Origin of the sequence: Ramlibacter sp., from assembly GCF_036383835.1 — a bacterium.
Lineage (GTDB): Bacteria > Pseudomonadota > Gammaproteobacteria > Burkholderiales > Burkholderiaceae_C > Ramlibacter.
The window spans coordinates 12719-31939 of record NZ_DASVNN010000062.1 but is presented as its reverse complement, the minus strand read 5'-3'; the positions used below and the strand labels follow the sequence as shown (position 1 = coordinate 31939).

19 protein-coding genes are annotated in these 19221 nt (G+C 70.3%); 6 read left to right on the top strand and 13 right to left on the bottom strand.

Annotation, left to right across the window (positions count from 1 at the left end; all coding sequences use genetic code 11):
- Window positions 1-45: 45 nt before the first annotated feature.
- From VF522_RS10095 to VF522_RS10080, 4 genes are read left to right on the top strand one after another with little or no spacing between them, the layout of a single operon-like run.
- A complete protein-coding gene (locus tag VF522_RS10095; protein ID WP_330908126.1) occupies window positions 46-1266 on the top strand; it encodes an MFS transporter in 1221 nt (406 codons plus the stop codon).
- Window positions 1263-2990, top strand: a complete 1728-nt coding sequence (locus VF522_RS10090) for a sensor histidine kinase (RefSeq protein ID WP_330908125.1) — start codon at window positions 1263-1265, stop codon at window positions 2988-2990. Before VF522_RS10095 ends, VF522_RS10090 begins: the two co-directional genes overlap by 4 nt.
- A 49-nt stretch (window positions 2991-3039) precedes the next feature.
- A complete protein-coding gene (locus VF522_RS10085; RefSeq protein ID WP_330908124.1) occupies window positions 3040-4026 on the top strand; it encodes an NADPH:quinone reductase in 987 nt (328 codons plus the stop codon).
- Window positions 4027-4043: 17 nt separating this feature from the next.
- Window positions 4044-4829, top strand: coding sequence for an SDR family oxidoreductase (locus VF522_RS10080; protein WP_330908123.1), 786 nt, complete (start codon window positions 4044-4046; stop codon window positions 4827-4829).
- 21 nt (window positions 4830-4850) lie between these two features.
- Here VF522_RS10080 and VF522_RS10075 read toward each other — a convergent pair whose 3' ends face one another.
- From VF522_RS10075 to VF522_RS10045, 7 genes are all read right to left on the bottom strand, one after another.
- Window positions 4851-5267, bottom strand: a complete 417-nt coding sequence (locus tag VF522_RS10075) for a response regulator (RefSeq protein WP_330908122.1) — start codon at window positions 5265-5267, stop codon at window positions 4851-4853.
- Between the two features lie 144 nt (window positions 5268-5411).
- Window positions 5412-5630, bottom strand: coding sequence for a hypothetical protein (locus tag VF522_RS10070; protein WP_330908121.1), 219 nt, complete (start codon window positions 5628-5630; stop codon window positions 5412-5414).
- A gap of 61 nt (window positions 5631-5691) precedes the next feature.
- Entirely contained in the window at window positions 5692-6012 is a 321-nt protein-coding gene (locus VF522_RS10065) for a hypothetical protein (RefSeq protein ID WP_330908120.1), read from the bottom strand.
- Window positions 6013-6095: 83 nt separating this feature from the next.
- Window positions 6096-7325: an MFS transporter gene (locus tag VF522_RS10060; RefSeq protein ID WP_330908119.1), complete on the bottom strand. Its 1230-nt coding sequence runs from the start codon at window positions 7323-7325 to the stop codon at window positions 6096-6098.
- A gap of 124 nt (window positions 7326-7449) precedes the next feature.
- Entirely contained in the window at window positions 7450-8283 is an 834-nt protein-coding gene (fghA, locus tag VF522_RS10055) for an S-formylglutathione hydrolase (protein WP_330908118.1), read from the bottom strand.
- Window positions 8283-9392, bottom strand: a complete 1110-nt coding sequence (locus VF522_RS10050; RefSeq protein WP_330908117.1) for an S-(hydroxymethyl)glutathione dehydrogenase/class III alcohol dehydrogenase — start codon at window positions 9390-9392, stop codon at window positions 8283-8285. The genes fghA and VF522_RS10050 overlap by 1 nt, the downstream gene beginning before the upstream one ends.
- A 25-nt stretch (window positions 9393-9417) precedes the next feature.
- The gene (locus VF522_RS10045; protein WP_330908116.1) at window positions 9418-10392 is read right to left on the bottom strand and encodes a tripartite tricarboxylate transporter substrate binding protein; all 975 of its coding nucleotides are present in this window, start codon (window positions 10390-10392) and stop codon (window positions 9418-9420) included.
- 187 nt (window positions 10393-10579) lie between these two features.
- Between VF522_RS10045 and VF522_RS10040 the strand changes: the two genes are divergently transcribed.
- Window positions 10580-10834, top strand: coding sequence for a DUF6139 family protein (locus VF522_RS10040; RefSeq protein ID WP_330908115.1), 255 nt, complete (start codon window positions 10580-10582; stop codon window positions 10832-10834).
- Window positions 10835-11049: 215 nt separating this feature from the next.
- Here VF522_RS10040 and VF522_RS10035 read toward each other — a convergent pair whose 3' ends face one another.
- From VF522_RS10035 to VF522_RS10025, 3 genes are read right to left on the bottom strand one after another with little or no spacing between them, the layout of a single operon-like run.
- The gene (locus VF522_RS10035; RefSeq protein WP_330908114.1) at window positions 11050-12441 is read right to left on the bottom strand and encodes an efflux transporter outer membrane subunit; all 1392 of its coding nucleotides are present in this window, start codon (window positions 12439-12441) and stop codon (window positions 11050-11052) included.
- Window positions 12442-12449: 8 nt separating this feature from the next.
- Window positions 12450-15620 carry an efflux RND transporter permease subunit gene (locus tag VF522_RS10030; protein WP_330908113.1) on the bottom strand — a complete coding sequence of 1057 codons (3171 nt, stop codon included), beginning with the start codon at window positions 15618-15620 and terminating at the stop codon, window positions 12450-12452.
- Window positions 15621-15630: 10 nt separating this feature from the next.
- Window positions 15631-16848 (bottom strand): efflux RND transporter periplasmic adaptor subunit, encoded by a 1218-nt coding sequence (locus tag VF522_RS10025; RefSeq protein ID WP_330908112.1) that lies wholly within the window; start codon window positions 16846-16848, stop codon window positions 15631-15633.
- Window positions 16849-16944: 96 nt separating this feature from the next.
- On the opposite strand from VF522_RS10025, the gene VF522_RS10020 reads away from it, so the two are divergent.
- Complete coding sequence (locus VF522_RS10020; RefSeq protein WP_330908111.1) at window positions 16945-17562, top strand: TetR family transcriptional regulator; 618 nt, start codon at window positions 16945-16947, stop codon at window positions 17560-17562.
- An 87-nt stretch (window positions 17563-17649) separates the two neighbouring features.
- Here VF522_RS10020 and VF522_RS10015 read toward each other — a convergent pair whose 3' ends face one another.
- The 3 genes from VF522_RS10015 to VF522_RS10005 all read right to left on the bottom strand — a co-directional run bounded on the left by VF522_RS10015 (window position 17650) and on the right by VF522_RS10005 (window position 19199).
- Window positions 17650-18087, bottom strand: coding sequence for a hypothetical protein (locus VF522_RS10015; RefSeq protein WP_330908110.1), 438 nt, complete (start codon window positions 18085-18087; stop codon window positions 17650-17652).
- A 131-nt stretch (window positions 18088-18218) separates the two neighbouring features.
- Window positions 18219-18731 carry a hypothetical protein gene (locus tag VF522_RS10010; protein ID WP_330908109.1) on the bottom strand — a complete coding sequence of 171 codons (513 nt, stop codon included), beginning with the start codon at window positions 18729-18731 and terminating at the stop codon, window positions 18219-18221.
- A gap of 78 nt (window positions 18732-18809) precedes the next feature.
- Entirely contained in the window at window positions 18810-19199 is a 390-nt protein-coding gene (locus VF522_RS10005; RefSeq protein WP_330908108.1) for a thiol-disulfide oxidoreductase DCC family protein, read from the bottom strand.
- Window positions 19200-19221 lie beyond the last annotated feature (22 nt).

Here is a 19221-nt window from a genome sequence, read left to right as displayed (position 1 = left end):
AATGGCTGGGCCGGAGGCGACAATGCGTGCGTTGTAGGATGCCCCGTGACCTCCCAAGCAGTGACCACCCCCACCGGCGCCAGCGAAGCCGCCACGTCTTCCGCCGTCAACCTGCTCTCCTTCGCCAGCTTCTTCAGCGGCGCCGCCCTGCGCATCTGCGACGGCCTGCTGCCCCGGCTGGCCGGCGACTTCGCGATCACGCCCGGCACGGCCGGCCAGGTGGTCCTGACCTTCGCCATCGCCTACGGCGTCTCGCAGCTGGTCTTCGGGCCGCTGGGTGACCGCTACGGCAAGGCGCGCGTGATGTGCGCGGCGCTGTTCGCCTGCGCCCTCACCTCGCTGGCCTGCGCGCTGGCGCCCGGCTTCGAGGCGCTGGTACGGCTGCGCATCTTCTGGGGCATCGCCGCCGCCGGGGTGATTCCGCTGGCGATCGCCTGGATCGGCGACGCGGTGCATTACGAGCAGCGGCAGGCGACGCTGGCGCGCCTGCTCATGGGAACGCTGTCGGGCATGACGGCGGGCCAGCTGGGCGGCGGCCTGTTCGCCGATTCCCCGCTCGGCTGGCGCGGCGCCTTCGGCGCGCTGTGCATCGGCTACGTCGTCGTCGCCGTGATGCTGCTCGCGCGGCTGCGCACCATCCCCGCCGCCCCGCCGGTGCGCTCCGAAGGCCGCTTCGCCTTCGCCCGGCAGCTCGGGTCGGTGCTGGCGATCCCCTGGGCGCGGGTGGTCGTGCTCGCCGTGTTCGCCGAAGGCGTGTTCCTGCTCGGCCCCCTGGCCTTCCTGCCGGCCTACCTGCACCAGCGCTTCGGCCTCTCGCTGTCGGCAGCCTCCTCCTTCATCGCGCTCTATGCGGTGGGCGGCCTGCTCTATGCGATGGTGGCGCGGCACGTGGTGCGCCGCTTCGGCGAGCGCCGCATGGTGCTGGCCGGCGGCGTCGTCATGGGCCTGGGCTTCCTCGCCTGGTACGCCACGCCCGTCGCCTGGATCGCCGCGCCGGTGGCATTCTTGATCGGCTTCGGCACCTACCTGTTCCACAACACGCTGCAGACGAACGCGACGCAGATGGCGCCCGCCATGCGCGGCACCGGCATGGCCCTGTTCGCCTTCTGCTTCTTCAACGGCCAGGCGATCGGCGTGTCGCTGGCCGGCCTGGCCTACGACCATGGCGGGCCGCTGCCGCTGCTGGTGGTGCCCGCCGTCGTGCTGCCCCTCATCGGCTGGGCCTTCGCCCGCGGGCTGCGGCGGCGGCATGCGGCTGCATCGTGACGGACACCGGCGATCCCGACGACTTCGAGCAGGTCCGCGCGCTGCGGCGGTCCGGCCGGCGCTGGCTCGCGTTGCTGGTGGGATCCATGCTGCTGCTGCTGGCGCTCGCATGGATCGGCTTCGTCCAGCAAACGCACTACGAACGCCGGCAGACGCTGGAGGCGGTCGCCGCGCGCGACGGCAACCTGGCGACGGCCGTCATGCACTACGCCGTGCGCGTGTTCCGCCTGTCGGGCGCCGTCGGCACCTACCTGGAGGGCGCGTACCGCAGCGGTGTCAGCGAGGACGTCTTCCTGGAGCTGTTGCTGGACCGCCTGCGCGCCAACGAAATCTTCGTCGAAATGGCGGCCTGCCTCGACGACGGCCGCATCCTGAGCACGCGGCTGGCGCAGGGCACCCTGACGGCGGAGGACTGCGCGCGGCTCGCGAAAGACGGCCAGGAGCTCACGATGGCACTGCCGCAGCGCGGTGCCGGCCTGCTGCTGGTGCCCTTCACCCTGCCCTTGCAAGGCGCGCCCGGACGCCCCGGCGGCCTGCTGGTTGCGATGACCCCGGTGACGCGGCTGCTCGGCGTGATGGACGAAGCCTCGCTGCAGGAAGAGACCACCGCGGTCATCGTTGGCCGTGATGGCCAGCCGCGCGCGGCCTGGCACTCCGGACAGGGCGTCCTGACCGAGATCGCCCCCATGGAGGCGCTGGCGCCGCTGCTGCAGGGCCGGCCCGATCCGGTGCTGCAGGGCCGCGCGCAGCTGGTGTCCGAACGCGGCGCACCGGGCGGGGAGCTGAACGTGCTGGTCGCCACCGCGCGCGACGATGCGCTGGCCGAATTCCATCGCCGCCGCACCGTCGGCCTGCTGGCCTGCGGGCTGCTGTCGCTGGGCATGATCGCCGTGACGCTGGTGCTCGCCCGCATGCAGGCCCGCGCCACGCGGCAGGCCGCCTCGCTGGCCCGCGCGCGCGGACGGCTGCAGGCGCTCAACAGCGGCCTCGACGAGCAGGTGCGGCAGCGCACGGTCGAACTGGAGCAGGCCTACCGCGACCTGGAGACCTTCTCGTACACGATCGCGCACGACGTGCGGGCGCCGCTGGCCGCGATCGGCACCTACGCCGAGGAACTGGAGCCCGCGGTGGCCGCCGGCGGCACGGAACGCCACCAGCGTTACCTGCAGCGCATCCGCGCCAATGCAGCGCAGATGGACACGCTCACGCGCCACCTGCTGGATCTCGGCCGGCTCACGCGCGCGCCGCTGCAGTTCACCACCCTGGACCTCGCCGCGATGGCGCGGGAGATCCTCGCGGGCCTGCAGGAATGCGATCCGCTGCGGCCGGTGCAGTGGGAAGTGCAGGACGGCCTGGCGGTCCGCGGCGACCCGGCGCTGCTGCGGCAGGTGCTGGAGAACCTGCTCGGCAACGCCTGGAAGTTCAGCGCCGGCCGCGACCCGGCCCGCATTTCGGTGAGCGCCTCCGAGGAACGCGGCGCGCCGGGATGGAACGTCTTCACGGTGCGCGACAACGGCGCCGGCTTCGACAGCAGCACGGCGACGGGCCTGTTCCAGCCCTTCCGCCGCATGCACTCCAGCGACGAATTCCCCGGCACCGGCGTCGGCCTCGCGACCGTGCAACGCATCGTCGCCCTGCATGGCGGCAAGATCTGGTGCGAGGCGCGCGAGGGCGAAGGCGCCGCGTTCTTCTTCACCCTGCCGGCGGCGGAGGCTGCCGGCTGACGGCGCGCGCGCCATCGCTTACCCTTCGTTCCCGCAGACAGGAGACGACATGCAGGCAGCGTTCTACAGCCGCCAGGGTCCGGCGGCCGAAGTGCTCGAAGTCGGCGAGCAGCCCATGCCGCGACCCGGCGCCGGGGAAGTCCGGGTGCGGCTGCGCACCTCGGGCGTCAATCCCTCGGACTTCAAGACGCGCAAGGGCGGACCGGGCCGGCCGCCGCTCGCCTGGCCGCTGGTGATCCCGCACAGCGACGGCGCCGGCGTGATCGATGCGGTCGGCGAAGGCGTCCCGGCCTCCCGCGTGGGAGAGCGCGTGTGGCTGTGGAACGGCCAGTGGAACCGCGCCTTCGGCACCGCGGCGCAATCCATCGCCGTGCCGTCGGCGCTCGCAGTGTGCATGCCCGACAAGCTTGGCGACGCCGAAGCCGCCTGCCTCGGCATCCCCGCCTTCACCGCGTTGCACGCCGTGCGTCTCGCCAACCTGCAGCCCGGCGCCACGGTGCTGGTCGCGGGCGGTGCCGGCTCCGTCGGCCACTACGCGATCCAGTTCGCCAGGCGCCGCGGCGCCACCGTGCTGGCCACCGTGAGTTCCGAAGAGAAGGCCGCCCACGCGCGACGTGCCGGCGCCGACCACGTGATCCACTATCGCAGCGAGGACGTCGGCGCGCGCGTCAAGGAACTCACGGCCGGGCGCGGCGTCGACGCCGTGATCGAGATGGACCTCAGCGCCAACGGCAAGCTGTATCCCGCCTGCCTGCGGCCTGCCGCCACCGTCGTCGTCTACGGCATGGGCCAGACGGAGTCCACGCTGCCCACCTGGTGGTTCATGCGCAACCGGCTCACGCTGAAGTTCGTGTTCGTCTACGAGATGGACGACGCCGACCGCCAGGCCTGCCTGCGCGAACTCGAACCGTTGCTGCGCGAAGGCGCGCTGCAGCATACCGTCGCCCTGCGCCTGCCGCTCGCGGAGATCGCGCGGGCGCACGACCTGGTCGAACAAGGCCGGTTGTTCGGCAACGTGGTGCTCGACATCCCCTGAAGGAGAAGGAAGGAAACATGGATCTGCAACTCGATGGCAAGCACGTTCTCGTCACCGGCGGCAGCCGCGGCATCGGCCTCGCCTGCGCGCGCGAATTCCTGGCGGAAGGCTGCCGCGTGAGCCTCGTCGGCCGCAGCGCCTCGCACATGGAAAAGGCGCTGGCGGAGCTGAAGGGGCTCGGCGCCGTCTCCGGCCATTGCGCCGACCTCACCGATCCGGCGGCGGCCGCGCGAGCGGTCGAGACCGCCGAAGGGACGCACGGCCCGATCGACGTCCTGGTGAACTCGGCCGGCGCCGCCAAGCGCACGCCCTTCGACGAACTCAAGCCGCAGGCCTGGCACGACGCGATGCAGGCCAAGTTCTTCACCTACGTGCACGTGATGGACAGCGTGCTGCCGCGCATGGGCGCCCGCGGCGCCGGCGTGGTGGTCAACGTGATCGGCATGGGCGGCAAGGTCGCCACCACCACCCACTTGCCGGGCGGCGCGGCCAACGCGGCGCTGATGCTGGCGACGGCGGGCCTCGCCGCGGCCTGGGGCCCGCGCGGCGTGCGCGTGAACGCGGTGAACCCGACGCTGACGTTCACCGACCGGCTGGCCCAAGGCTTCGCGGTCGACGCGCGGCTGCGCAACACCACGCAGGAAGAAGTGCAGCGCCAGGCCGAGAAGAAGCTGCCGCTGGGCCGGCTGGCCAGGCCCGAGGAGGTCGCCGCGGCGGTGCTGTTCCTCGCCTCGCCGCGGGCGTCCTATGTGTCGGGCGCGATCCTGTCCATGGACGGCGCCGCCGTGCCGATGGTCGTGTAGGGCCCGTCGCGAGCGGTGTTTCTAGTGCGCCAGCGTCGCGCGCTCGGCGATCAGCTGGTCCAGGGCGGCGAGCAGCGCATCGGGGTCGATGGGCGCCGGCATGTAGGCGTCGGCGCCGGTCTGGATGCCGTGCACCTGGTCCTGCTCGGACTTGTACATCGACGAGACGCAGATCACCGGCAGTTTCGAGGTGGCGGGCCGCTCGCGCACCAGGCGGCACACCTCGAAGCCCATCAGGTCGGGCAGGTGCACGTCGAGCACGAGGGCGGAGACGAAATCGACCAGTTCCAGCGCCTTGGCGCCGCCGCTGGCTTCCACCACGTTGAAGCCGCCGGCGCGCAGCTGGCGGGCGATGGCGTACAGCGCGGCGTCGTTGTCGTCCACGACCAGGACGCTGTACTGCGCCCGGTCGAGCGATGGGGTGTTCGGGACCAGCATGGAGCCGAGTGTAGGGGAATGCGGGTCCTGCTGACCAGCGTCGCTTCCCCTAACGCCGTACTCATCCATTGGCGAGGCCGGGCTGGCCTGGATCACGGCAGAGGCGCGCAGCGGCGCCATCGAGCGCGTCGAAGGCTCAGCCGATCAGGTGCGGGTGACCGCCGCGAGGTCCCACTCGCCCGAGCGGTCGTCGCGGCGCAGCACGTAGAGGCCGTCGCCCGTTTCGAGCTTCCACCAGCGCTGCCGCGGTCCGTACCAGTGATCGACGATCGCCAGCACGGGCAGCCGGCGGCTCCCGAACCAGATCACCTCGGGTTCCGGGTCGCCGCCTGCCGCCGTCCCGCATTCGACGCGGATGTCCATGCCGCCACGATACAGGCACGGGGCCCGCGCCTCCATCGTGCCGCGGCCGGACTGGCGGGCGTCACTGCTTCGGGGACTCCTTCACGTGCTTTTCCACCAGCTGTTGCAGCGACGCCGGCGTGCTGGTCGCCTGGCAGGACGCCATCTCGCTGCCTCCCGCCGGCGCCAGCTTCGCCGCCGGCATGTCGCAGGCGGTGGCCGCGATGCCGACCGGCACGCTCACCGACGCCGGGATCTTGTCCACATCGACCTTGATGTCCGTCGCCAGCATGCTGGCGACGCTTCCGAGATCGACCTTGACCATGCCTTGCGGCTGCTGCGCGAACACCGAGGCGGCAAACAGGCCAGGGGCGACCAGCAGGAACACGTGCGATCGTTTCATGACGACTCCTTCAGTAGCGAGGGAGCCGCCACCTTAGGCGCGCGAAGGGCCCGGCAGTGCTCAGCGCCGCACTCTTACCCGGCTTACCGCCGCCTAACGCGCGTGACATGCGGTTCCGTTCGCTCCTCCGGCGGCCGCACCTTGCTGAACATCGCGAGCAGCAGCAGGTCGTAGACGATCTTCACCGCACCACCGACCACCAGCGGCCAGCCGAAGGCGGACACCCCCAGCAGGTAGCCCGCGAGGGCGGGGCTCACCGCCGCGGCGAGGCTGCGCGGAACGGAGGTGACGCTGGCCGCCGCCGTTCGCTCCGGCGGCGTGACCACGGCCATGACGTAGGAACTGCGCGTGGGCACGTCCATCTGCGAGAGCGTGCTGCGCACCAGGAGCAGCGCGATGGCCCAGGACACTTCGGTGCAGAACGGGATCGCGAGCAGGCACAGGCTCGATGGCAGGTGCGTGTACACCATCGTGCGCACCAGGCCGATCCGGTCGGCGATGCGCACCGCCACCAGGTAGGAGAAGGCCGTGAGCACGCCGGTCCAGAAGAACAGGGTCCCGGTCGCTTCGATCGACAGGCCGAAGCGCTGGTACAGCCATAGCGCGACGAGCGACTGCACCAGGAAGCCGCCGCCGAAGGCATCGAGGCTGAAGAGCGCGGCGAGGAGATGCACCCTGCGGCGAGAGGGTCCGAGCCGCGAGGGCGGCGCACTCGCCGCGCCTTCATGGGTCCTGGGAAGCCCCCGGTACACCACGGCGGCCAGCGCCGCGACGAGCGCGTACACGAGAAACATCCACTTCACGGCGAGTGGCAGGTCGACGCCGATCGAGGACGCCAGCAATGCCGGCACGCCCGCGGCCAGCGCACCGCACGCCGCGGAGAGGCTTCCGACGAGGCTGTAGCGCGCGAAGGCCGCGGTGCGCCGTTTGGGGTCCACGCTGGCGGACAACAGGGCGTGCTCCAGCGGCAGGAACACGCTGACGTCGCCGCCGGAGGGATTGATCGTGCCGACCAGTGCGACCAGCATCAGGGGCCAGAATCCCTCGAGCGACGCCAGCGCGAGGCCGGTGGCGGCCATGAGTCCCGTCGCCGCCAGCAGCAGCGTGCGCCAGGCGTAGCGGCCACCGTGCGATCCGGCCAGCAGCGTCAGCGCGCCCGAACCCAGGAGCGTGGTGGTCGCGACGCAGCCCACCTGGAACGGCGTGAATCCCAGGTGCAACAGGTGCAGGGGCAGCAGCAGGCTGACGAAACCGTCGGCGAAGCCGCGCAGGGCCTTCGCGAGGAGGAGGCGATCGACGGATGGATTGCGCAAGCCGGACTCCCAACTGGGCGGCGCCCAGGGTCAGGAGCAGAACTTGGAGGCTGGCGCCTCTTGCGCGACGCGGGGAGTCTGCCGAAGTCCCCGCCACGGCCATTCTAGACGCCGGGGCTGACGGTCAGCCCTGCAGCGCCGCAGCATGGTGCGCGACATGCTCGCCGAGGAAACTCGCGATGAAGTAGTAGCTGTGGTCGTACCCGGCATGCAGTCGCAGGTTCAGCGGGTGGCCGGCGGCGCTGCAGGCGGCGCGCAGCAGCTCGGGGCGCAATTGCGCCGCCAGGAATTCATCGGCGTCGCCCTGGTCCACCAGCAGCGGCAGCCGCTCGGAAGCGCCGGCGATGAGTTCCACGGCGTCCCACGCCTTCCACGCGTCGCGGTCCTCGCCGAGGTAAGTGCCGAGCGCCTTGCGGCCCCAGGCAACCTGCGAGGGCGCGACGATCGGCGCGAAGGCGGAGACGCTGCGGTAGCGGCCCGGATGGCGCAGCGCCGTCACCAGCGCGCCATGGCCTCCCATCGAGTGGCCGCAGATGGCGCGCGACGACGTCGCCGGGAAGTGGCGCTCGACGAGCGACGGCAGCTCCTGCGCCACGTAGTCCTGCATGCGGTAGTGCGCCGCCCAGGGCTGCTGCGTGGCGTTCACGTAGAAGCCCGCGCCTTGCCCCAGGTCGTAGGCGGGATCGTCGGCGACGCCCTCGCCGCGCGGGCTGGTATCCGGCGCCACGACGATGATTCCGTGCCGCGCCGCATGCTCCTGCGCATTCGCCTTGGTGATGAAGTTCTGCTCGGTGCAGGTCAGCCCCGAGAGCCAGTAGAGCACCGGGCACGGCTGGCCGCGCACCGCCGCTTCGGGCAGGTAGATGCCGAACTTCATGTCGCATCCGAGCACCGCGGATGCGTGCTTCCACACCTCCTGGCGGCCGCCGAAGCTGGCGTGCCGTTCGACCCGTTCCATCAGTAATGCACCACGGAGCGGATCGACTTGCCTTCGTGCATCAGGTCGAAGGCCTCGTTGATGCCGGTGAGCGGCATCGTGTGCGTCACGAAGGGCGCCAGCTGGATGGTGCCGTTCATGGCGTCCTCCACCATCCCGGGCAGCTGGCTGCGGCCCTTGACGCCGCCGAACGCCGTGCCCAGCCAGCGCCGGCCCGTGACCAGCTGGAAGGGCCGGGTGGAGATCTCCTGGCCCGCACCGGCCACGCCGATGACCACGGACTGTCCCCAGCCGCGATGCGCGCACTCCAGTGCCGCCCGCATGACGTTGACGTTGCCGATGCACTCGAAGGAGTGGTCCACGCCCCAGCCCGTCATCTCCACGATGACCTGCTGGATCGGCTTGTCGTGGTCCCTGGGGTTGACGCAGTCCGTCGCGCCGAAGGTCCTCGCGAGTTCGAACTTGCCCGGGTTGGTGTCGATGGCGACGATGCGGCCGGCCTTGGCCATCTTCGCGCCCTGGATCACCGCCAGGCCGATGCCGCCGAGGCCGAACACGGCCACCGTGTCGCCTTCCTGCACCTTGGCCGTGTTCTTCACGGCGCCCAGGCCGGTGGTGACGCCGCAACCGAGCAGGCACACCTGCTCGGGATTCGCGTCCGGGTGGATCTTCGCCAGCGACACTTCGGCGACGACGGTGTACTCGCTGAAGGTGGAGCAGCCCATGTAGTGGTAGACCGGTTGGCCGTCGTACGAGAAGCGGCTCGTCCCATCGGGCATCACGCCCTTGCCCTGCGTCGCGCGCACGGCCACGCACAGGTTGGTCTTGCCGCTCCTGCAGAACAGGCACTGGCCGCATTCGGCGGTGTACAGCGGGATCACGTGGTCGCCGGGCCGCACGCTGGTCACGCCCTCGCCCGTTTCGACGACGATGCCGGCGCCCTCGTGGCCCAGCACCGCCGGGAACAGTCCTTCGGGATCGTCGCCCGACAAGGTGAAGGCATCGGTGTGGCAGACGCCGGTGTGCGTGATGCGGACCAGCACCTCGCCCTTTTTCGGCGGTGCGACATCGATTTCGACGATCTGCAGCGGCTGGCCGGCTGCGAAGGCCACGGCGGCACGGGATTTCATGATGGGTACTTCCAGGAAACGAGGGTCAGTCGGCCTTGATGCCGACGGCGCGGATGATGCGGAGGTTCGCTTCGGACTCCGCCGCGATCTCCTTGCCGAAGGCCTCGGCGCTGCCGCCGGTGGGCACGTTGTTCGTCGCGAGCAGGCGGCTGCGGATCTCCGGCAGCTGCAGCACCGCATTCACCTGCGCGTTCAGCTTGTCCACCACCGGCTTCGGCGTCCCGCCCGGGGCGACGATGCCGAACTGCGAGGACAGGTTGGCGCGCGCGTAGCCGAGCTCGGCGAGCGTCGGCACGTTCGGCAGCGAGTCCAGGCGCCGGGGGGCGCCCACGGCGAGCGGCCGCAGCTTGCCGGCCTTGATGTGCTCGTTGACCGCCGGACCGGCGTTGGTGGAGAGGATCTCGAACTGGCCGCTCAGCGCATCGGTCATCTGCTGGCCGCCGCCCTTGTACGGGACGTGCACCATCGCCACGCCGGCCTGGTCCTGCAGCTGTTCCAGCATCAGATGCCCCAGCGAAGCGGAGCCGGAAGTGGCCCAGCGCACCGCGCGCGGCTTGCCCTTCGCCATCGCGACCAGTTCGCGGAAGTCGCGTGCCGCCAACGCCGGCGTGGCCAGCAGCAGCACCGGCGAGTACATGACGCTCACGACGGGCGCGAGGTGGGAGTCGGGGTCGTACGGCACCTTGCCCAGATGCGGACTGAGCACCAGCGGGCTGATCGCGGTGAAGGCGATCGTGTGGCCGTCCGGCGCCGCCTTGGCCACGGCGTCTACGCCGATCGTGCCGCTGGCGCCCGCCTTGTTGTCCACCACGAAGGGCTGTCCCATCTGCGCGGCCAGCTTCTCGCCGATGGCCCGGGCGACCGCGTCGCTCACGCCGCCCGGCGGATACGGCACGACGATGCGAACGGGCCTGGAGGGATAAGCCTGCTGCGCGGCGGCAGGCAGCGCGAGGGCGGCGACACCGGCGGCCAGGACGGCGCGGCGCTGGATCGAATGCATGTCGGGGAATCGCTTGGAAGGAAACGCCGATTATCCGCATCGCATCACCGCCTGCCTCCTCGCAGGGTGGGCAAGCCTCGCTTGCCCACCATCCACGGCCGAGCTGCGATAAGGTGAAGTCCTACACCGCAGTCGGAACACCGCCTCTTAGGATGGCTTCACCAGCCACAGGAAAGGAGCGCCGCCGATGAAGGTCGACATCTACCGCCGCAGTGAGCCCAGGAACAAGCTCACTTACCTCATCGTCCCCTCCGGCCAGCCGATTCCGGAAGAAGCAACCAATATCGACTGGCAGGCCCGGCAGCAGGGCGTGCATGTCGACGAAACGCAGGACCTCCTGCACCCCTTCGAGATCGATCATCCGCGGGCGCAGATCGAGGAAAAGGGCTACGCCATCACCAGCGTCTACCACCAGGTGGAAGCCGGGCAGAGCGCCCCCTGAATACCTTGGGCTGACTGGACAGTCCTACGGCTGTCCGCAGCGCGGCGACAAGCATTGCCGCGCCGCCACTACGGGCAGCAGCCCTGCCCGGGGGGAAGATGCGTGCACCACGGTTCGAACATCCCCAGGACATTCACGCATGTTGCTCGCTGTCTCCCTCCTCTAGTCCCTCGCCCGCGAACGCCTGGAAGCCCTGGCCCGCGCGGCCTCGTCGCTCACGCGCCGTTTCGGCTGAGATCGCCTTCGGTCCAGCCGCCTCCCAGCGACCGGTACAGCTGCACCTGGTTCTGCAGGCGCGCCAGCCGGACCTGCACCAGCGCCTGTTCCGCCGCGAACAGGGAACGTTGCGCGTCGAGCAGGTCGAGGTAGCTCGCGATCCCGTTTTCGTAACGCAGCCGCGCGAGGCGGTAGCGCACCGATTCGGCTTCCACCACGCGGGCCTGCGCATCCACCTGGTCGGTCAACGTGGCGCGGCCGGCCAATGCATCGGCGACGTCGCGGAAGGCCTGCTGGATCGCGCGCTCGTACTGCGCCACCGCGATGTCGCGCGACACCTCGGCCGACGCCAGCCCCGCGCGGTTGCGGCCCGCATCGAAGATCGGCTGCAGCAGGGTCGGCGCGACCGTGAAGCCCCAGGAACCGCCCTTGAAGAGTCCCGACAGATCGCCGCTCGCCGTGCCGATGCCGGCCGTGAGCGAGATGCGCGGGAAGAAGGCGGCACGGGCGGCGCCGATGTTGGCATTGGCCGCGACCAGCTGCTGCTCCGCCTGGCGCACGTCCGGACGGCGCACCAGCACTTCCGAGGGCAGGCCGGCCGGCACGTCCGGCAAGGTCAGGTTCGCCGTCGTCATGCCCACGGTGTAGTCGGGACCGACCGGCTCCCCCACCAGGAACGCCAGCAGGTTGATGTCGGCGGCGCGCTGCCGCTGCAACTGCGCGAACGTCGCCCGCGCGCTCTCGTACAGAGACTGCGCCAGGCGGAAGTCGATCTCCGACGATGCGCCGTTCTCGAAGCGCAGGCGCGTGAGGCGCAGCGATTCCTCGCGCGTCGCGAGCGTCTGCTGCGTGAGCGCGAGCAGTTCCTCGTCGGCGGCGAGGTTCAGCCAGGCGTTGGCGACGCTGGACACCAGCGTGACCTGCGCCGCCTTGCGTCCTTCCTCGGTGCCGAAGTACTGGGCCAGCGCCGCTTCCGACAGGCTGGCGATGCGGCCGAAGAAATCGATCTCCCAGGCGCTGAGGGCGAGTCCTGCGGTATAGGTGGTGTTGCTGCCGCCGTTGGAAGTGGGCGTGCGCGAGCCGGCCACCTGCGCGCCGATCGTGGGGAAGCGGTCGGCGTTGCGGATGTCGTACTGCGCGCGGGCCTGCGCGATGTTCAGCACCGCCACGCGCAGGTCGCGGTTGTTGGCGAGCGCGCGGTCGATCAGCGTGCGCAGGCGCGCATCGGCGAAGAACTGCTGCCAGGGCAGCTGCGCCGCCGGCGTGCCGGCCTGGGCCGAGGGATAGGGGAAGGCGCCGGCGACGGGCGCCGCCGGGCGCTCGTACTTCGGCATCATCGAGCAGCCCGCCGCGAGCAGCGCGGCGGCCAGCGGCAGCAGGAGTTTTTGCATGCGCTTCATCAGATCTGGTCCCCCGCCGTCGCGCCCGCGGGTATCTCGCGATCGAGTTCGTGCGTATAGAGCTTGCGCTGGCGCTCGCTGCCCTGGAAGAAGCCGCGCACCACCACGAAGAACACCGGCACGAAGAACACCGCCAGCGCGGTGCCGGTGAGCATCCCGCCCAGCACGCCGGTGCCGATCGCGCGCTGGCTCGCCGAGCCGGCGCCGCTGGCGATGGCCAGGGGCAGCACGCCGAGGCCGAAGGCCATCGAGGTCATCACGATCGGGCGGAAGCGCAGGTGCGCCGCCGCCAGCGCCGACTCGATCACGCTCTTGCCCTGCGCCTGCAGGTCCTTGGCGAACTCGATGATCAGGATGGCGTTCTTCGCCGACAGGCCGATGATGGTGATCAGGCCCACCTGGAAATACACGTCGTTGGAGTAGCCGCGCAGCAGCGTCGCCAGCAGCACCCCCAGCACGCCCAGCGGCACCACCAGGATCACCGCCATCGGGATCGACCAGCTCTCGTACAGCGCCGCGAGGCACAGGAACACCGCCAGGATGGCGAAGCCGTAGAGGATCAGCGCCTGCGAACCCGCGAGCTTCTCCTCGCGCGACTGGCCGGTCCACTCGTAGGCGAAGCCCGCCGGCAGTTGCGCCGCCAGCTTTTCCATTTCGTCCATGGCCGCGCCGCTGCTGTAGCCCGGCGCCGCCGCGCCGGAGATGCGCATCGCCGGATAGCCGTTGTAGCGCACCGTCTGCATCGCGCCGTTCACCCAGCGCGTCGTCGCGAAGGCCGACAGCGGCACCGGCTTGCCCTGGTTGCTGATCGCGTTCAGGCGCAGCAGGTCTTCCGGCTGCATGCGCGCCGGCGCATCGGCCTGCACCACCACGCGCTGCAGGCGGCCGCGGTTGGGGAAGTCGTTGACGTAAGCCGAGCCGAGCGCCGTCGACAGCGTGCTGTTGACGGCATCGAAGCTCACGCCCAGCGCATTGGCCTTGTCACGGTCGATGTCCAGCTGCAGCTGCGGCGCGTCTTCCAGGCCGTCGGGGCGCACCTGCGCCAGCACCTTGCTCTTGGAAGCGAGTCCCATCAGCTGGTTGCGCGCGGCGATCAGCGCGTCGCGGCCGTTGCCGCCGCGGTCCTGCAGGCGGAAGGTGAAGCCGGAGGCCGTGCCCAGTTCCGGGATCGGCGGCGGGCTGAGCGGGAAGATGAAGGCGTCGCGGATGCCCGAGAGCGCGCCGAAGGCACGGCCCGCCAGCGCCTGCGCGGAGTGCGCGTCGTCCTTGCGCTCGTCCCAGGGCTTCAGCGTCACGAAGGCGAGCGCCGCGTTCTGTCCCTGGCCGGAGAAGGAGAAGCCCAGCACGCCGACCATGCTTTCCACTTCGGGCTGCTTCAGCACCCAGCCCTCCACCTGCTCCATCACGGCGCGGGTGCGTTCCACCGTCGCGCCGGGCGGCAGCTGCACGTTCACCAGCATGTTGCCCTGGTCCTCCTGCGGCAGGAAGGAAGTGGGCAGGCGCATGTAGATCAGGCCGGCGACCGCGGCGATCAGGCCGTAGACGATCAGCATGCGCGGCGCGCGGCGCAGGATGCGGGCGACGAAGCCCTCGTAGCCGTGCGCCGTGCGCGTGAACAGGCGGTTGAAGGCGCCGAAGAAGCCGCGTTTCTCGTGGTGGTGCCCCGCTTCCACCGGCTTGAGCAGCGTGGCGCACAGCGCCGGCGTGAGCGACAGCGCCATGAAGGCGGAGAAGCCGATCGAGGCCACCATCACCGCGGAGAACTGGCGGTAGATGTTGCCGGTCGAGCCGGCGAAGAAGGCCAGCGGCACGAACACCGACACCAGCACCACCGTCACGCCGACGATGGCACCCTGGATCTGGCCCATGGCCTTGCGGGTCGCCTCGCGTGGCGGCAGGCCCTCGTGGCTCATGATGCGCTCGACGTTCTCCACCACCACGACGGCGTCGTCCACCACGATGCCGATCACCAGCACCATGCCGAACATGGTGAGCACGTTGATCGAGAAGCCCAGCGCCAGCAGCGCGGCGAAGGTTCCGAGCAGCGCCACCGGCACCACCAGCGTCGGGATGATGGTGTAGCGCCAGTTCTGCAGGAACAGGAACATCACCAGGAACACCAGCACCACGGCCTCGACCAGCGTCTCCACCACCTGCGAGATGGAGATCTTGATGAAGCGCGAGCTGTCGTAGGGGATGCCCCACTTCATGCCGCTCGGGAAGTAGGGGGCGAGCTCGCCCATGCGCTTGCGCACCGCTTCGGCGGTGGCCAGCGCGTTGCCCGAAGGCGAGAGCTGCACGCCGATGCCGGTGGACGGCTTGCCGTTCAGGCGGGCCGCGGTGGCGAAGTTCTGCGCGTTGAGTTCGACCCGCGCGACGTCCTTGAGCCGCACGGTGGAGCCGTCGGGGTTGGCGCGCAGCACGACGTTGCGGAACTGTTCGACGGTGCCGAGCTGGCCGTTCACCACCACGGTGGCGGCGATGCCCTGTCCCGCGACGTTGGGCAGTTCACCGATCGAGCCGGAGGATACCTGCGCGTTCTGCGCGCGGATCGCCGCCGTCACCTCGGTGGACGACATGTTGTAGCCGACCAGCTTTTCCGGGTCGATCCACACGCGCATCGCCGCTTCGGTGCCGAACAGCTGCGCCTGGCCCACGCCCGGCAGCCGCTGGATCTCGGGCAGCACGTTGCGCGAGGCGTAGTCGCCGAGGTCCACCGGCGTGAAGTTGGGATCGTCGGACGACAGGATCGTGAACAGCAGGAAGTTGGAGCGCGACTTCTCCACGCGCACGCCCTGCTGCGTCACCGCCGAAGGCAGGCGCGGCGTCGCGCGCGAGAGGCGGTTCTGCACGTCCACCTGCGCGAGGTCCGCGTTGGTGCCGGGCTGGAAGCTCAGGGTGATCTGGCCGGTGCCGTTGGCCTGGGTCACCGACTCCATGTAGATCAGGCCCGGGGAGCCGTTCATTTCCTGCTCGATCACGCCGATCACGCTCTCTTCGAGCGTGCGCGCGGACGCGCCGGGATAGGTCGCCGAGATCACGATGGCGGGCGGCGCCACCGGGGGGTACTGCGCGATGGGCAGCTGCGTGATGGACACCAGGCCCAGCACGATGACGAACAGTGCGATCACCCACGCGAAGATGGGCCGGTCGATGAAGAACTTGGCCATGCGTGCGGCCTCAGCTCTTGGCGGCGGACGCAGGGGCGGAAGCCGCCGACGCGGGCTTGGCCGCCGGGGTGGCCGCCGCGGCGCCCGCGCCCCAGGGCACCGGCTTCACCGGCGCGCCCGGACGCAGCTTCTGGAAGCCGTCGACCATCACCTGCTCGCCCGGCTGCAGGCCCGACAGCACGACCCACTGACCGTTCTGCGAGCCGCCGACCTTGATCGTGCGCGGGCCCACCTTGCCGTCGGCTGCCACCACCATCACGCTGTCGCCCTGCGGCGAGCGCGTCACGGCCTGTTGCGGGATCAGCATCGCGTTGGAGGCCTTGGCCTGCTCCAGCCGCACGCGCACGTACATGCCGGGCAGCAGCATCAGGCGGGGGTTCGGCACTTCGGCGCGCAGGCTGACCTGGCCGGTGTTCTGGTCGACGCTGAGGTCGGCGAACAGCAGCTTGCCCGCTTGCGGATGCTCGGTGCCGTCTTCCAGGATCACGCGCACCTGCGCGCCTTCGGCGCCTGCGCGTTTCAGCCGGCCCTCTTCCAGCGCGCGGCGCAGGTTCATCACCTCGGTCACCGGCTGGTTGAAGTTGACGTACAGCGTGTCGATCTGCTGCACGATCGCCAGCGGCGTGGCCTCGCCCTGCCCCACCAGCGCGCCTTCGGTCACGAGCGCGCGGCCGATGCGGCCGGAGATCGGCGCGGTGACCGAGGCGTAACCCAGGTTGATCTCGCTGGTGCGCAGCGCGGCGCGTGCCGACGCGACGTCGGCCTCGGCCTGCTTCTCGGAGGCGACCGCGTTGGCGTATTCCTGCTTGCTGATCGCGTTGGCTTCCACCAGCGGCTTGTAGCGCTGGGCGAGCGCCGCGGCCTGCGCGTGATTGGCCTGCGCCTTGGCGAGCGCGGCCTGGGCGCTGGAGTTGGCCGCGGCGTAAGGACCCGGGTCGATGCGGAACAGCGGCTGGCCGGCCTTGACGTCGCTGCCTTCGCGGAACAGGCGCTGCAGCACGATGCCGGCGGCGCGCGCGCGCACCTGCGCCACGCGCGCGGGCTCCAGCCGGCCGGGCAGTTCCGTCACGAGGCCGACGTCGCCGGTGGAGACGGTGATCACGCCGACTTCGGGCGGCGGCGGCGCCCCCGCTCCGGCGGGCGGCGTGCTGCCGTTGCCCTGGCCGCAGGCGGCCAGCAAGGCGGAGACGAGGAGCAACAGGGGTACGAGCGGCAGGCGAGCGGCCATGGACTTTTGTGCGAAAGGGAAAGGGAAAGCCGGCCCGTACCGCAGCCTGGCGCGAAGCCCGCAGTATACATACACGATTGAATGTATATTCGCGGGATGGTCCGCCGCACCAAGGAAGACGCCCTCGCCACCCGCAACAGCCTGCTGGATGCGGCGGAACGCGTGTTCCTCGCGCAGGGCGTGGCGGGCACGTCGCTGAACGACATCGCCGTGGCCGCGGGCACCACCCGCGGCGCGATCTACTGGCACTTCAAGGACAAGGCGGACCTGTTCAACGCGATGATGGACCGGGTCGCGATGCCCCTGCAGAACGCCATGGATTTCGTGGACCGATCGCCCGGCGGGGATCCGCTGCCCTGCATGAAGAAGGCCATCCGCGAGGCCCTGCACCAGACCGTGACGGATCCGCAGACCCGCCGCGTCTTCGAAGTGGCGACGCACAAGGTCGAATACGTGGACAGCCTGTGCGCCGTGCGCATGCGGCACCTGGAGGTGCGCTCGCAGTGGGTCGAGCGTTTCCGGCACGTCCTGCTGAAAAGCGCGGCGGCCCGCGGCGTGCGCCTCACGCTGCCGGCGGCCGCCGCGGCGCAGGGTCTGCACGCGCTGATCGACGGCGCCGTGCAGAACTGGCTACTGGACACCGGCGCCTACGACCTCGAGGCGCTCGGCATGAAGGCGATCGAGGTCTACCTGCGCGGCCTCGGTCTCGAGTAGCGGCCGGGAAGAACCCTCGTCATGCCGGGCTCGACCCGGCATCCAGTACGGCGGCCGCACGGGGCGGCCGCCGCCGTCAAGACACGATCAGGACTTCTTCTCGGCAGCCTTCGGCTTCGCGCTGGCCTGCTTGATGTCGGCCTTGACCTTGTCGTAGCCCATCTTGGCGTCCTTCTTGCACGCCATCATGGCTTCGGCCTTCTGGTCTTCGCACTTCTCCTTGGCGACTTCGTATTCGCCTTCGGCCTTCATCAGCTTGACCTTCTCGTCGGCCTTGGCGCCGGGCTTGCGCTGCGCGTCGAGTTCGGCCTTCGCGATCTTCTCCTTCGCCTTGGCCTCGGCCTGGCAGATGTCCTTGGCGTTCTCCTTCATCGCGTCGCAGGCCTTCTTGTCGGCCTTGGCCTGGTCCTCGATCTTGTTCTTGGCGTCCTTGTAGGCGTCCTTGCTCATGGCATCGGCGGCGAAAGCGCCGCCACCGAACGTGAGGGCGAGCGCGGCGGTCAGAGCAACGAGGGACTTGTGCATGGGGTGTCCTTTCATGAGGTTTGCACGGGTGCAGACATCAAACGGAACCGGCCCCTGCCCCAGCCGTCGGCACGGCGCGGCAGCGGATGTCGGAAGACGACTACAGGGCGGTACGGCGGCGCTGCGGCGCTTCAGGACTTCGGCAGCTTCGCGGCAGCCTTGCCCACCCCGCCCTCGCCGTAGATGCCGCCGGTGCTCTCGACCTTCTCCACCCGGGCCTGGCGGCGCGCCGCCTCGCGCCCGGCCTTGGCTTCCGCCACGCAGCGGCTCCTGGCCTTGCCCTTGCGCGCCTCGCACTTCACTTTCTCGACCTCGAAATTGGCGTCCGCGGTCGCGAACTTCGCCGCTTCGGCGGCATCGGGACCCGGCTTGTAGCGCGCCTCCAGCAGGGCGCGGTCGGCCTTCTGCTTGCCTTGGGCCTGGGCGTGGCACACGTCCGCGGCATTGCCGCGCAGGCGGTCGCACGCCTTCTTGTCGACGTCGAGCTGGCGATCGATCGCCGCCTTCGCGGCGTCGAAAGCCGCCTGGGTCAGCGGCGCCTTCTCGGCTGCCGGCACTTCGAGGGCCTTGTTCTTCGCGAACGCGCCCGCACCGCCGGCGGCGATGGCGACGGCCAGGAAAAATCGGATGAGCTGGTACTGCATTGGCTTCATGGTGTGCATGAAGACTAGGCGAGCTGCCGCGGATCGCTTGTCGGAGCTCTTCCACTCCGCATGCCGACTTCAGTCCAGGAAACGGTGGGCGCTTCCTTCGGGGGGCAGCATGCACGCATCGCTGCGCCCGAAGAGGCGGTAACGGCGTGTTGCGGCCCACCGGTAGGCCCCGTCGCGCCAGGGCGCCGGCACGATCCAGCCGGCCCAGGCCAGCTTCCACGGCCAGCCGAGCGCATCGAGCACGCGCAGGATGGCCGCGGTGTTCTGCCAGGACCGTCCGCGATCCAGCACCAGCAGGGTCTGCAAGGCGTCGGGCTGCAGGCCCGCCTGCAGCAGCAGCGAGCGGCCGGTCGGCCCCTGCACGGAAGCGAAGCGGATGTGCTGCCCGCCGCGCCGGCGCAGGAGGAAGCGCACCCAGCCGCTGCAGACGAGGCAGTGGGCGTCGAAGACGACGATCATGATCCCAGTGTAGGCCGCTGAG